Origin of the sequence: Phocaeicola dorei, assembly GCF_013009555.1 — a bacterium.
Lineage (GTDB): Bacteria > Bacteroidota > Bacteroidia > Bacteroidales > Bacteroidaceae > Phocaeicola > Phocaeicola dorei.
On sequence record NZ_CP046176.1, the window covers coordinates 439,679 to 453,047 of the forward strand.

Annotated in this window: 13 protein-coding genes and 1 rRNA gene; 13 read left to right on the forward strand and 1 reads right to left on the reverse strand. The window is 40.5% G+C overall.

Annotated features, from left to right (window positions below; translation table 11 throughout):
- The 11 genes from rrf to GKD17_RS01835 all read left to right on the forward strand — a co-directional run bounded on the left by rrf (position 1) and on the right by GKD17_RS01835 (position 8,829).
- Positions 1–111: ribosomal RNA gene (gene rrf, locus GKD17_RS01785) — 5S ribosomal RNA — on the forward strand.
- 568 nt (positions 112–679) lie between these two features.
- Positions 680–1,084: a hypothetical protein gene (locus tag GKD17_RS01790; RefSeq protein ID WP_007831263.1), complete on the forward strand. Its 405-nt coding sequence runs from the start codon at positions 680–682 to the stop codon at positions 1,082–1,084.
- Positions 1,085–1,192: 108 nt separating this feature from the next.
- A complete protein-coding gene (locus GKD17_RS01795) occupies positions 1,193–2,008 on the forward strand; it encodes a MotA/TolQ/ExbB proton channel family protein (protein WP_007831264.1) in 816 nt (271 codons plus the stop codon).
- Positions 2,009–2,036: 28 nt separating this feature from the next.
- A complete protein-coding gene (locus tag GKD17_RS01800) occupies positions 2,037–2,642 on the forward strand; it encodes an ExbD/TolR family protein (RefSeq protein WP_007831265.1) in 606 nt (201 codons plus the stop codon).
- 12 nt (positions 2,643–2,654) lie between these two features.
- On the forward strand, positions 2,655–3,305 hold the full coding sequence (locus tag GKD17_RS01805; RefSeq protein ID WP_007831266.1) for an ExbD/TolR family protein: 651 nt from the start codon (positions 2,655–2,657) through the stop codon (positions 3,303–3,305).
- 29 nt (positions 3,306–3,334) lie between these two features.
- Positions 3,335–4,147 carry an energy transducer TonB gene (locus GKD17_RS01810; RefSeq protein WP_007831267.1) on the forward strand — a complete coding sequence of 271 codons (813 nt, stop codon included), beginning with the start codon at positions 3,335–3,337 and terminating at the stop codon, positions 4,145–4,147.
- A 9-nt stretch (positions 4,148–4,156) separates the two neighbouring features.
- Positions 4,157–5,104 carry a PstS family phosphate ABC transporter substrate-binding protein gene (locus GKD17_RS01815; protein ID WP_007831269.1) on the forward strand — a complete coding sequence of 316 codons (948 nt, stop codon included), beginning with the start codon at positions 4,157–4,159 and terminating at the stop codon, positions 5,102–5,104.
- Positions 5,105–5,120: 16 nt separating this feature from the next.
- Positions 5,121–6,536, forward strand: coding sequence for a tetratricopeptide repeat protein (locus tag GKD17_RS01820; protein ID WP_007831271.1), 1,416 nt, complete (start codon positions 5,121–5,123; stop codon positions 6,534–6,536).
- A gap of 185 nt (positions 6,537–6,721) precedes the next feature.
- Positions 6,722–7,564 (forward strand): ABC transporter ATP-binding protein, encoded by an 843-nt coding sequence (locus GKD17_RS01825; RefSeq protein WP_007831274.1) that lies wholly within the window; start codon positions 6,722–6,724, stop codon positions 7,562–7,564.
- A 12-nt stretch (positions 7,565–7,576) separates the two neighbouring features.
- A complete protein-coding gene (locus tag GKD17_RS01830; protein WP_007831276.1) occupies positions 7,577–8,467 on the forward strand; it encodes a hypothetical protein in 891 nt (296 codons plus the stop codon).
- Positions 8,464–8,829 carry a GntR family transcriptional regulator gene (locus GKD17_RS01835; RefSeq protein WP_007831279.1) on the forward strand — a complete coding sequence of 122 codons (366 nt, stop codon included), beginning with the start codon at positions 8,464–8,466 and terminating at the stop codon, positions 8,827–8,829. The genes GKD17_RS01830 and GKD17_RS01835 overlap by 4 nt, the downstream gene beginning before the upstream one ends.
- Before the next feature lie 91 nt (positions 8,830–8,920).
- Here GKD17_RS01835 and GKD17_RS01840 read toward each other — a convergent pair whose 3' ends face one another.
- Positions 8,921–10,414: a M28 family peptidase gene (locus GKD17_RS01840; RefSeq protein WP_007831281.1), complete on the reverse strand. Its 1,494-nt coding sequence runs from the start codon at positions 10,412–10,414 to the stop codon at positions 8,921–8,923.
- 162 nt (positions 10,415–10,576) lie between these two features.
- Between GKD17_RS01840 and GKD17_RS01845 the strand changes: the two genes are divergently transcribed.
- A complete protein-coding gene (locus GKD17_RS01845) occupies positions 10,577–11,926 on the forward strand; it encodes an MATE family efflux transporter (protein ID WP_007831282.1) in 1,350 nt (449 codons plus the stop codon).
- Positions 11,927–12,019: 93 nt separating this feature from the next.
- On the forward strand, positions 12,020–13,366 hold the full coding sequence (gene purB, locus GKD17_RS01850) for an adenylosuccinate lyase (protein ID WP_007831283.1): 1,347 nt from the start codon (positions 12,020–12,022) through the stop codon (positions 13,364–13,366).
- Positions 13,367–13,369: the final 3 nt, after the last annotated feature.

Genomic DNA, 13,369 nt, shown 5'->3' on the forward strand with positions numbered 1-13,369 from the left:
TCAGGTGGCTATAGCACAAGGGTTCCACCTCTTCCCATTCCGAACAGAGAAGTTAAGCCTTGTCACGCCGATGGTACTGCGTCACAGTGGGAGAGTAGGTAGCTGCCGTTTTTGATTGAAGCCTCCGGACTTGAAGAAGTTCCGGAGGCTTTTTTTTGCATCCACGTGTGGCTCCGGACACTCATGCCTTGGAAAAAGGCGGGAAATAGAACAGGCAGGTCTGAAGGCCTGCCTAACAGAGAAACGGAAGATGATTATAGCGCCTTTATGCAAGCTATCAGTTTGTCTACATCTTCTTCTTCTGTATCGAAAGAGGATTATACGTGTATATATAATATATACTTATGATAATAAAACAGGTGAAATTTTGGAGCATAAATACCCTATTAATAGGCTTTGCAATGATTCTATCATTGAGCATATTTAACTAAAGAATGAGCATTATAATTTGGAATTAGAAAAGGAGTTAAAAAAGGAAATTTATTTCGTAATCTTTTTATGATTATCGAATATATTTACTATATTTGCTACGTGAATTTTGAATAATTCATGAGAGAAAACTTATAAAATAAAACTTCAGTATAAAAACACTTGAGTAATTTTTAGGTCTGTGTGAACAAATAAAACAATAGAATTGTTTCAATAATATAAACCGAGAATCTTGCGAAATCAGTAGTCAATGAAGCTTATTGTCAAAATAGGATTAATCGCCCTGCTTGTAATGCTGAACTATCAGGGAGTCGATGCGGATGTTGTATCTTCCGCCATTGACAGGTATGCTACTACTACGGAATCTCAAGAGAATACGCCGTCTGACCATGGTACATTGGAAACCATGTCTTTCACTACTTCTTTGCTGACAGGACAACAGCAGGTATTAACTAAATTAGTGCCTGACGATCTTCGTATCCGTAGAGCAGAGGAACTTCAACAGAACTTCTTAAAAATTCTCATAGGACGTTTTTCACTACGGGAGGAATTATTGGCTATTGACCGCGCCAAAATCTTTCCGTCTAATCCCATTCATTGTGTGTCTCCGGCATGTCATTATTTTGTGTTCACGCTGAGACGCATCTTGATTTAATTAATCGTTATAAATTTAGTTGTTTAACCTCCTCCGACGCCCTGCAGAGTGTCGGGGTTGGTCTCGAATTATCTTTTTTTAAACTATAACGATTAATTAAAACATATCATGGAAGCTATTCAAAATAAAACTACTAATAAGATTGTAGGTATTAAAAATGCAGGTTGGGTAATTATATGCTGCTTTATCATTGCAATTTGTATATATAACTTTTTACTGGGAAATCCAGCTAATTTTATGAACAATGACCCTAATAATCATCCGTTGCCGGGTAATTTCCTGGGAACTATTTATAAAGGGGGTATTGTGGTTCCTATTATTCAAACCTTGTTGCTCACTGTCATAGCATTGAGTATTGAACGTTATTTTGCTATCCGTTCGGCTTTTGGTAAAGGCTCGCTGGTGAAATTTGTCGCTAATATCAAATCGGCTTTGGCTACCGGAGATATGAAGAAAGCACAGGAACTTTGCGATAAACAAGGTGGCTCTGTCGCTAATGTTGTTACCTCTACTTTGAAAAAGTATGCTGAAGTTGAAAACGATGAGACTCTATCCAAAGACCAGAAAGTCTTGGCCATTCAAAAAGAATTGGAAGAAGCTACTGCACTGGAACTTCCTATGATGGAGCAGAATTTACCAATTATCGGTACTATTACTACACTGGGTACCCTGATGGGATTGCTTGGTACGGTAATCGGTATGATTCGTTCATTTGCAGCTTTGTCTGCTGGTGGTGGTACAGACTCAATGGCATTATCGCAAGGTATTTCCGAAGCGTTGATCAATACAGCATTTGGTATCTTGACAGGTGCATTGGCGGTTATTGCTTATAACTACTACACTAATAAGATTGATAAATTGACTTACAGCCTCGATGAAGTAGGTTTCTCTATTGTACAGACCTTTGCGGCTTCTCATAAATAATCGTGCCACCCCTTTAAAATGAACTACTATGGGTAGAGCAAAGATTAAAAAGAAAAGTACGTTCATAGATATGACAGCTATGAGTGACGTTACTGTATTGTTGCTTACCTTCTTTATGTTGACTTCAACATTTGTGAAGAAGGAACCGGTGCAGGTGTTTACTCCGGCCTCCGTTTCAGAAATCAAGATTCCGGAAACGAATATCCTTCAGATTTTGGTGGATCCGCAAGGGAAAATATTTATGAGCCTCGACAAACAGCCCGATATGAAGGCTGTATTGGAGAAGATGGGTGAGGAGTACGGAGTTGACTTTACTCCTGAGCAGGAAAAGAAATTTGTGACAGCTTCTACGTTTGGTGTTCCGATGAGAAGCATGCAGAAATTTTTGGATTTACCTACTGAACAGCAGGATAAACTGTTGAAAAATGAAGGTATTCCCTGTGACAGCACAGATAATCAGTTTAAATCGTGGGTACGTAATGCTCGTCAGGTGAATCCTGATTTACGCATTGCTATCAAAGCTGATGCGTCAACTCCCTACGCTGTGATTAAAAATGTAATGAGCTCACTTCAGGATCTCAGAGAGAATCGGTACAATCTGATTACTTCTCTGAAGACTACTTCTGATAAATAAAACTGAATAATTATGAGTGCTGAAGTACAAGAAAGCGGCAAAAAAGGAAAAGGATCCAAGCAAAAGAAAATGACTGTCCGCGTAGATTTTACACCTATGGTGGATATGAATATGTTGCTGATTACTTTTTTTATGCTGTGTACCACGTTGAGCAAACCTCAGACGATGGAAATAAGTATGCCGAGCAATGACAAGAATATCACTGAAGAACAACAGAGTAAGGTGAAGGCTTCACAGGCAATAACTTTGCTGCTGGCAGGAGGAGATAAATTGTATTACTATGAAGGAGAACCTAACTATAAAGACTATACTTCGCTGAAGGAAACTTCGTATAATGCGGATGGTCTGCGTTCCATTCTTCTTAAAAAGAACTCGGTGGCAGTTCGTGAGGTAAACGAACTGAAAAAACAGAAAGCTGATTTAAAGATATCAGAGGAAGATTACACGAAGAAACTTTCTGAAATAAAAAGCGGAAAGGATACGCCGACTGTCATCATAAAGGCGACGGATGATTCTTCATATAAAAATCTGATTGATGCTCTGGATGAAATGCAAATATGCAATATAGGTAAGTATGTGATAACAGATATCGTTGATGCGGATCAGTTCTTGATCAAGAATTATGATACGAAAGGTGATCTGAGTAGAGATATCGTGGAATAGTAACACACTTTTAAAAGGAGGAAAAGAAAATGGCAAAAATAGATTTGACCTCACCCGAATGGTGTGAACTGGTATTCCAAGGTAAGAATAAGGCATACGGTGCCTATAAGATGCGGGCCAATTCACCGAAACGTCACACGTGGGCGATGGTGATTGTAGTGATAATTGCTGCCGTAGGATTCAGCATACCGACATTGGTAAAACTGGCTACTCCGAAGCAGAAAGAGGTAATGACGGAAGTGACTACATTGTCACAACTGGAAGAACCTGAAGTAAAACAGGAAGAGTTCAAGAAAGTGGAACCGGTGGCTCCCCCTCCCGCTCTGAAAAGCTCTATCAAATTTACGGCTCCTGTTATCAAAAAAGATGAGGAAGTGCGTGATGATGAAGAGATAAAGAGTCAGGAAGAATTGACTCAGACTAAGGTAGCTATCTCCATTGCCGATGTGAAAGGTAATGACGAATTGAACGGTAAGGATATTGCTGAACTGAAAGAAGTGATAACTAAAGCTCCCGAAGCAGAAGAAAAACCATATACTATGGTAGAACAGATGCCTCAGTTTCCAGGTGGTGATAGAGAATTGCTGTCTTTTATAGCAAAGAATCTGCGTTATCCTACCATTGCGCAAGAAAATGGAATACAGGGTAAAGTGTTTGTCCGTTTTGTAGTTTCGGCTACAGGAGATGTGAAGGATGTAAAGGTGATGCGTTCATTGGACCCGTACTGTGACAAGGAAGCAATCCGTGTAATCCAGTCATTGCCGAAGTGGATTCCGGGAAAACAGAACGGACGTAATGTTCCCGTGTACTATACCGTTCCTATAACTTTTAAGCTACAATAATATCTATATATGATGAAGCTGTATATTGCATTGTCGGTTGTTTTGCTGCTGTTGTTTTCGGGCTGTGGCAACAAACCCAAACCAGGGGAAGACGATACGTTGACTTCGGGCACAATTACGATAGCTGTGGACGAGACATTCCGTCCCATTGCGGAAGAAGAATTGCAGGTATTCCATGCATTAACGCCGGATGCTACCGTGCATCCAGTTTATTGCAGTGAAGTGAAAGCCATGAAACTTTTGTTGGCGGACAGTGTACGTTTGGCTATAACCACGAGGCAACTGACTCGACAGGAAATGGCATTTTTCAATGACAAGAAATTCTTTCCTGTATCTGTAAAGATGGCAACGGATGGTTTAGCTTTGATAGTAAACAAGCAAAATGCAGATTCATTAATTACAGTTGAACAATTTAAGGAGATACTGACGGGGAAAATTACTGACTGGAAACAGTTGAATCCTGATTCCCGTCTAGGTGCGCTTCAACTGGTATTTGATAATCCCAATTCGAGTACTGTACATTATGTACTCGACTCGATCTGCGGTGGTAAGCCTCTATCGGAAGATTTGAAGGCACAAAAAACAAATCCGGAGGTGATTTCGTATGTGGCTAAAACCCCCGCAGCTTTAGGGGTTATCGGTGTCAACTGGATAGGTAATCCTGCGGATAGTACGCGACTCTCTTTTAATGACGCCATTCGGATAATGGCTGTCAGTCGTGCGGATTCGGCTACAGTGGAAAATAGTTTCAGGCCTTATCAAGCTTATCTGGCTTTAAATCAGTATCCATTAACCCGCAGTGTGTACATTTTACTTAATGATCCTAAAAGTGGCTTGCCTAGTGGTCTGACTTCATTTCTGACAGACTTCCGGGGGCAACGTATCATTCTGAAGTCAGGATTGGTGCCTGCAACAGCTCCTGTGCGGATTGTAGATGTAAAAGAGGAATATAAATGAACAAAAAAGAAGAACCATGAAGAAATTAGTATTAATCGTGATGAGCTTGTGCCTGGCTGTAACCATGTGGGGACAGAAATCGCCGGGTAGTGAATGGTCGCTACAGGTGAAGCAGGCTGCCACGATGATAAAGGAGGATCCAGCAAAAGCTTCTGAGGCTTTTGATGAATTATTGAAAGGTAAGAATAAGAAGAATGCCTTTTTGTTGGTAGAGATAGGCCGGGCTTATCTAGATCAAGGGAAAACGGCAGAAGCTGCCGAATATGCGCAACGCGCTAAAGATATAAACAGTAAATGTGCTGTGGCTTATCTACTGAGTGGTGATATAGCATTGAATTTGAATGATGTGAATAAAGCTAGCAGCGATTACAATCAGGCTATTTATTTGGATGAGGACTGTAGTGAAGCTTATTTTAAATATGCACAGGTATATAAAGGCGTAGACCCTCAACTGTCATTGGATATGTTGATGCGCTTACAGTCCAAAACTCCGGAGGATAATCGCATCAGTAAGGAACTGGCGGATGTATATTATACTATGGGGCAATATGGTAAGGCAAAAGAAGCATACGAAAATTATCTGAAAGTAGGTACTCCCACTGAGCAGGACTATACCCGCTATGCCATGCTGTTATATCTGAATAAAGATTATGCACAGTCTTTGGATATGGTGAAGAAAGGTTTGGAACTTGCACCAGAAAATCATGTGCTGAAACGTCTGGCAATGTATGATTATTTAGAATTAAAAGACTATAAGACAGGATTGGAAGCTGCTGCTACATTCTTCGCTAATCCCGGTAATCCGGATTATGTATACTTGGACTATGTTTATTTCGCTCGTTTACTGGAAGCGGACAAGCAATACGAAGAAGCAGTGGTACAATTTAACAAAGCATTGTCTATGGATAAGTCCCATACGGAAATTTATAAAGATATCTCTGATGTGTACGAGAAGAAACGTGATTTTCCGAAAGCGATAGAAGCTTATAAGAATTATCTGGATGAAATGAAAAGCTCCCCGGATATTAGTGATCTCTTTTTATATGGTCGTTTGAACTATTATGCTGCTACCGATTCGGCTTATCAGGATAAACAACCGACATATTTGGCTGAAGCCGATACTATTTTTGCACAGGTGGCTGTTAAAGTTCCTGATAACTATTTGGGAAATTTTTGGCGTGCCCGTGTTAATTCTTTGCGTGATCCTGAAACCACTCAGGGACTGGCAAAGCCGTATTATGAGGCTGCACTGAGTATTCTGGAACAGAAGCCTGATGCTACTAAATCAGTATTGGTAGAATGTAACAGCTATTTGGGGTATTATTATTTTGTAAAAGAGGATTATAACCAGTCAAAACAGTATTGGAATAAAATATTGGAAATTGATCCTGAGAACGAAACTGCTACTAAGGCACTAGGAGGAATTAAATAGTCCTTCTTTTTTTCATTTATCATTTGGGTTGAGCGGACAGTACTTAGTTGCTGCCCGCTTAATTTGTTTAGAGATTAACGAAAGTTAAACATTGGCTATACTTCTTGTTTATTCAAATAAACTATATATATTTGTAGTATACTAATGAACTAGTACACTAAATAACTAATAAAAACATAAACACAATGATGATTGAAATAAAGAACTTATCTTTCAGTTATGGAAAGAAAAAACAGAGTGTCTTTAATGACTTCTCGTTGACGCTGGATAAAGGTTCAGTTTACGGTCTTTTAGGAAAGAACGGTACAGGTAAATCTACTTTGCTCTATTTAATGACAGGTCTGCTTCGTCCTCAGGCCGGACAGGTACTTTACAAAGGGGTAGATGTTTCCATGCGCTATCCCCTGACTTTGCAGGATATGTTTCTAGTGCCTGAAGAGTTTGCTTTGCCATCAGTCAGTTTGAAACGATACTTAAAACTGAACACACCGTTCTATCCGAATTTTAGCAATGAGCTTTTGAATGCCTGCCTTCATGATTTTGATATGAATGAAGATATTCATTTGGGTGAACTTTCGATGGGGCAGAAGAAGAAAGTATTTATGTGCTTTGCATTAGCTACCAATACCTCTTTATTGGTTATGGACGAACCTAGCAATGGATTGGATATTCCTTCTAAAAGTCAGTTTCGTAAAGTAATCGCTTCGGGCATGACCGATGAAAAAGCAGTCATCATCTCTACGCACCAGGTGAGAGATATTGACAGCCTGCTGGATCATGTGGTTATTATTGATGGAACCCGCGTATTATTGAATGAATCGGTAAAGACGATCTGTGAGAAACTTTATTTTGTAGAGCAAGGAATGAATGAATCGACGGATACAGCATTGTATGTTCAGCCGTCCGTCCAGGGAAACAGCGTAATTTTTCCGAATACGTATAATGAGGAAACGAATCTGAACCTGGAAGTATTATTTAACGCTATGCTGACAGAGAGAGAAAAAATGCAATTTCTGTTTAACAAGTAATACAAACACACTATGGATACGAATAAATTCTTTAGCTTTTCGCGTATTGCAATGGTAATGAAACGCGAGATTATGGAAAATTGGAAAACAAATCTTTATCGTCTGATCGGAATTTATGCTGCATTTGCATTGGTAATGGTGCTCACAATGTCGAAACAGGTGACGTATAGTGATTCTCAAATGGCTTTTCAGCATTATTGTTCTAATATAATGGGAACCTTTGCTTTTATCATCGGTATTTTTGGCATTGTCTATGCTGCTAACATTATGGAAAATATGATTACAAAAGAAAAACGTATCGCTTTTTTGATGCTTCCGGCAACTATGATAGAGAAATTTGTAGCACGATTCTTGATTGTTACGGTAGGATTGGCTGCGGCTGTCTTTGTTGCGGCGTCATTGGCGGAAATTACCCGTTATCTGTTACTTCCTTTATTTAATGTGCCTGAAACATTCCATCAATCTGTTTTGTATAACCTTCTTTCTATGGCTTCGGTAGATGGTGAGCAGATATATAGGGGATCAGGCTATGCTATGAATATGCCGTACCAGAATTGGTTGGGTGAATTGTGCGGATGGGCTTTCCTGTTATGGTCACATTCATTGTATATTCTAGGGGGAAATTATTGGTATAAGAAACCTTTTTTCAAGACATTGGGTGCTTTGATGCTTATTTCTATTCTGTTTTCTGTTTTATCGGTGCACATTCTTTCATGGATAGGAGATGACAATATGCGCAGTTTTTCTGAGTGGCTGGAAACTAATTTCCAGTGGATGACATTAAACAAGTTACTTTCGTTAGGAGTAGCGTTTTTCAGTGCATTCACTATGTTTAACTGGTGGCTGAGTTACCAGCTTTTTACCCGTTCGCAAGTTGTTAAACCTAAATTCCGTTTGCTATGAAATTTAAAGAAAGTAAATCCATTTACTTGCAGATAGCCGACCGGATAAATGATGAAATCCTGCAAGGACAATATGCCGAGGAAGGGCGTATTCCGTCTGTCAGAGAATACGCCGCCACGGTGGAGGTGAATGCAAATACAGTGGTCCGTACGTATGATTACCTTCAAGGACAAGAGATTATTTATAATAAACGCGGTATCGGTTATTTTGTATCGGCAGGGGCTAAAGACCGGATTATCACTTTGCGTAAAGATATATTTCTGCATGAAGAATTGCCGGAGTTTTTCAGACAAGTGAGTGCATTGGATATTCCCATAAAGGAAATAGAGAAGATGTACAAGGAATATCTGACCCAACAATAACACAACACATATATGGAACAATGCAGACATGGCATCGGTTGAATAAAGAAATCCCGGCAGAGTGGCGCTCGTCGGGATTTCTTGTATTTGTTCACTTGTTTGCTATAAAAATAGTAGTCCAGTATAACCATTCGGTTGCAGCTCGAAGGATATCGGGGTTGATGGATCGGATATTATCTTTAGGATGATGGTAATAGCCACCTCCTAATGCCCATAAATCAATGCATGGATAACCGGCTTTCATAAAAACAGCACCATCTGTACGAGGACGAGTCAGGAAATGAGTTTCATTAGTGAACAGACGTCGATGCACATACATAGCATTGGCTTTTTGGGACAGTTTGGCCAATTCGGGGTATTTATAGTGGTAGTTCGCCCCTAACATCTGGCCTACACCCACCTGCTCCAGATTCAGGATTGCTATTACTTTATCCTTTGGTACAAGAGGATGATTAGTATAATAAGTGCTACCGGTGAGTCCGGCTTCCTCGCCGTCCACACTCATGAAAATGATGCTGCGTTTGGGTTTTATCTTTGATTTTGCCAGTGCTTCGGCTACTCCCAGCATGGCGGCGGAGGAAGAATTGTTGTCATTCGCTCCTTCAATAAGGAAAGGAATCATTCCCAAGTGGTCCAGATGGGCGGAAATGATTACATATTCATTGCACAGTATAGGGTCACTGCCTTTGATCATACCCAAAATATTTTTTCCAGTAGCATTGGGATTATAGGTAGCATTCATTTTGATGTGGGCTCTCTTTCCGGTATGGAAAGAGGCAGGCTTCTGAGTCTTATAAATCTGCCGGATAGTCTCTTTATAAGTCTTGCCTGTTCCCCTGAAAATATCATTAACCACAGTGTCTGTAACATGACAATAGACAAATCCTGGATTATAGGGGGCATTTGGACCGGGAACCCATTTGTATAACAAGCCTGCCGCACCATGGGTTACGGCATTGTTCAGCTTGGTTTGGTGCAAAGTATGTTTGTACCACATGGTCAGTGAATCGGGGTTACGGCTTATATTGGGTGTTTCTCCCTCCACCAGCACAATCTTGCCTTTTACATCTATATCTTTGTAATCATCATATGCTAATTCGGGTGCTGTAACGCCAAATCCGGCGTATACCACATCGGCTGTCACTTCCCCGTCACTGGTCATTCCTCCGGCAAACCAACCATCTGCCCAAGGATATGTCTTAGAGATCCATACAGTTTTTTTCTTGCCTTGGGTGACAGGAAATAGGATATCCATAGTGCTTCCCGGTTGTATTTCCACACAAGGGTGGGGGAATAGCTGTATGTAGGAACCATTCTCACCACCGGGTATCAGTTCCCACTCTTTAAAATATCCTTTTACGATATCTACAGCTTTAGCCATTCCGGGCGAACCTGCGAGTCGTCCCTCCAAGGCTGGGTCTGAAAGTTGCTTTACATAACCGAAAATCTTTTCGGTAGTGATGTTATGATGCATGGCATCAAGGTACATTTCTTCATCAGTCATGGTGGCTGTTCTTTTTTGGGCGGATGAGGACAGAGAGCCCAATGCTAGAATTGCAGATAACAGAAGGATTCCTTTTTTCATGTTGTTCTATTGATTTAAGATTTGGTTCTAAAGATAAAAAGAAAAGATCAGATTCCTGTTTATCTTCTGGTAAAAATCTTAAGTTCATATTTCTTGATATAAATCAAACCGTTGCATCGTGAAAAGTCCGTACCTTTGCACCCCGAAAATCAAAGATGATAAGTGGACGTAATTCAAGAACCGAGGAGCATACGAAAGAACCTAGCCAGACTGGCGGTTCCTATTTTCATTGAAACATTACTGATTATGATGCTGGGTGCAGTGGATACCGTGATGCTGAGTCAGTATTCAGACAATAGTGTGGCTGCTGTAGGGGTGGTCAACCAGCTCATTATGTTTGCTTTCCTGATATTTGAGGTGATCAATATAGGAACTTCCGTACTCTGTTCGCAATATTTGGGAGCAAGAATGCACAAGAATATGGTGCAGGTGGTGGGAGTATCATTGATACTCAATCTGGCGTTCGGTTTATTCGTTAGTGCCATTTTACACTATGGAGCCACTTTCCTGTTGTCCATGATGGGGCTTCGTTCCGAACTGATGGAATATGGAGTGAGTTACATGGAGATAGTAGGGGCATTCGCTTTTTTTCAAGCCATATCTCTGACTATTTCTGCCTCTTTGCGCAGTGCCAATAAAGCAGTTTATCCCATGATGGTAACGGTAGTTGTAAATATTCTGAATATCATTGGTAACTATTCGCTGATTTTTGGTAAGTTCGGTATGCCGGCTTTGGGAGTGGAAGGTGCTGCTATTTCTACTGCATTTGCCCGAGGGGTATCTATGGTGATACTTTTTGTGATTCTTTTCCGTAAACATATTCCCAGATTTCCGTTATCCTATTTTCGCCCCTTCCCGTTTGTCGAGCTGAAAAACCTGTTGAAAATCGGAGTCCCTTCGGCCGGAGAAAATATGTCCTACAGTTTCTCTCAGGTAGTATTGACCTATTTTATTAATATGTTGGGGAATGAAGCGCTGGCTACTCGTACCTATGTGGTGAATATAGTGATGTTCGTTTATTTGTTTGCTATTGCCATGGCACAAGGCGGAGCCATCTGTATTGGTCATTTGGTAGGTGAGAGGAAACTTCATGCAGCTTATCTGTTGGGCAAATATGTGATGCGTATTTCTATTTTGGTTTCTTTAGTTTTATCCTGTATCTGGGCTTTGATGGGGCATACTTTGTTTAGCTGGCTGACGGATAATCCGGAAATTATCCGTTTGGGTACTATTATCCTGTTTATTGATGTGATTTTGGAAGTGGGCCGGGCTATTAATATTTATGCGACGAATGCTTTACGTGCAACGGGTGATGTGAATTATCCGTTTTATGTAGGATTTGTTGTTCAGTGGAGCGTTGCCGTAGGTTGTGGTTTCTTGTTCGGTATTCATTGGGGATGGGGACTGGTAGGTATGTGGTGTGCATTTGTGCTGGATGAAAATCTTCGTGGTATTATCTTTGTACAGCGTTGGAATAGTCTGAAATGGACTAAAAAGGGATTTGTGAAATAAATCTTCATTTTCGCAAACTTTATGCATCTTCAGACCGTTAAACTCAAGAAAAAGAATTAATTTTGCAGTCTGATAATTATCAAAGAATATAATATGGAGCTCGATTTACTCACGGCAATATCACCTATTGACGGTCGATACAGAGGAAAAGCGGGAGCTTTGGCCTCTTATTTTTCTGAATTTGCACTCATCAAGTACCGTGTGCAGGTAGAAATTGAATACTTTATCACTCTGTGTGAACTACCGTTGCCACAGCTGAAAGACTTTGATCATGCACGTTTTGATGCATTGCGCGCTATTTATAAGAACTTTTCAGAGGCTGACGCACAGCGTATTAAAGAGATAGAAAGTGTAACAAACCACGATGTAAAGGCTGTAGAATATTTCATCAAAGAAGAATTCGATAAGTTGGGCGGAATGGAGGAATGCAAAGAATTTATTCATTTCGGATTGACATCACAGGACATAAACAATACCTCTGTACCTTTGTCTATAAAGGAGGCATTGGAACAAGTATACTATCCGCAAATTGAAGAGCTGATTGCCCAGTTGACTACATACGCTGAAGAATGGGCAAATATCCCTATGTTGGCAAAAACACATGGACAGCCTGCTTCTCCGACTCGCTTGGGTAAAGAAATCATGGTTTTCGTTTATCGTCTGAATCGTCAGCTGGCTGTATTGAAAGCTTGTCCTGTCACGGCTAAATTCGGTGGTGCGACGGGTAACTACAATGCGCATCATGTAGCTTATCCCGAATATGACTGGAAAGAATTCGGTAATAAGTTTGTAGCAGGAAAGCTGGGATTGGAACGTGAGGAATATACTACTCAGATCTCTAATTATGATAATCTGGGAGCCATTTTTGATGCGATGAAACGCATCAATACCATTATGATTGACATGAACCGCGACTTCTGGCAGTACATCTCTATGGAATATTTCAAGCAGAAGATTAAAGCGGGTGAAGTAGGTTCCAGTGCCATGCCGCATAAGGTGAATCCTATTGATTTCGAAAATGCTGAAGGTAATCTAGGTATGGCAAATGCTATTTTGGAACACCTTTCTTCTAAGTTGCCTGTTTCCCGCTTGCAACGTGACTTGACAGACTCTACTGTGTTGCGTAACGTCGGTGTACCTTTCGGTCACATTGTGATTGCTATCCAAAGTTCGTTGAAAGGTCTGCGCAAACTGTTGCTGAATGAGAAAGCAATCTATGCCGACTTGGATAATTGTTGGAGTGTGGTGGCGGAAGCTATCCAGACAATTCTGCGCCGCGAAGCCTATCCTCATCCGTATGAGGCATTGAAAGCTTTGACCCGTACAAACCAGGCTATCACAGAAGAGTCTATTAAAGAATTTATAGAAACACTAAATGTAAGCGAAGACATTAAAAAGGAACTGCGGGTAATTACACCGCATAATTATACAGGTATTTAAAAA

What these genes read in the sequence shown, in the direction of transcription:
- purB (WP_007831283.1), top strand. Translation starts at nt 12,020, where the DNA reads ATGGAGCTCGATTTACTCACGGCAATATCACCTATTGACGGTCGATAC.
- GKD17_RS01790 (WP_007831263.1), top strand. Translation starts at nt 680, where the DNA reads ATGAAGCTTATTGTCAAAATAGGATTAATCGCCCTGCTTGTAATGCTG.
- GKD17_RS01830 (WP_007831276.1), top strand. Translation starts at nt 7,577, where the DNA reads ATGGATACGAATAAATTCTTTAGCTTTTCGCGTATTGCAATGGTAATG.
- GKD17_RS01810 (WP_007831267.1), top strand. Translation starts at nt 3,335, where the DNA reads ATGGCAAAAATAGATTTGACCTCACCCGAATGGTGTGAACTGGTATTC.
- GKD17_RS01840 (WP_007831281.1), bottom strand. Translation starts at nt 10,414, where the DNA reads ATGAAAAAAGGAATCCTTCTGTTATCTGCAATTCTAGCATTGGGCTCT.
- GKD17_RS01800 (WP_007831265.1), top strand. Translation starts at nt 2,037, where the DNA reads ATGGGTAGAGCAAAGATTAAAAAGAAAAGTACGTTCATAGATATGACA.
- GKD17_RS01820 (WP_007831271.1), top strand. Translation starts at nt 5,121, where the DNA reads ATGAAGAAATTAGTATTAATCGTGATGAGCTTGTGCCTGGCTGTAACC.
- GKD17_RS01815 (WP_007831269.1), top strand. Translation starts at nt 4,157, where the DNA reads ATGATGAAGCTGTATATTGCATTGTCGGTTGTTTTGCTGCTGTTGTTT.
- GKD17_RS01805 (WP_007831266.1), top strand. Translation starts at nt 2,655, where the DNA reads ATGAGTGCTGAAGTACAAGAAAGCGGCAAAAAAGGAAAAGGATCCAAG.
- GKD17_RS01795 (WP_007831264.1), top strand. Translation starts at nt 1,193, where the DNA reads ATGGAAGCTATTCAAAATAAAACTACTAATAAGATTGTAGGTATTAAA.
- GKD17_RS01825 (WP_007831274.1), top strand. Translation starts at nt 6,722, where the DNA reads ATGATGATTGAAATAAAGAACTTATCTTTCAGTTATGGAAAGAAAAAA.
- GKD17_RS01835 (WP_007831279.1), top strand. Translation starts at nt 8,464, where the DNA reads ATGAAATTTAAAGAAAGTAAATCCATTTACTTGCAGATAGCCGACCGG.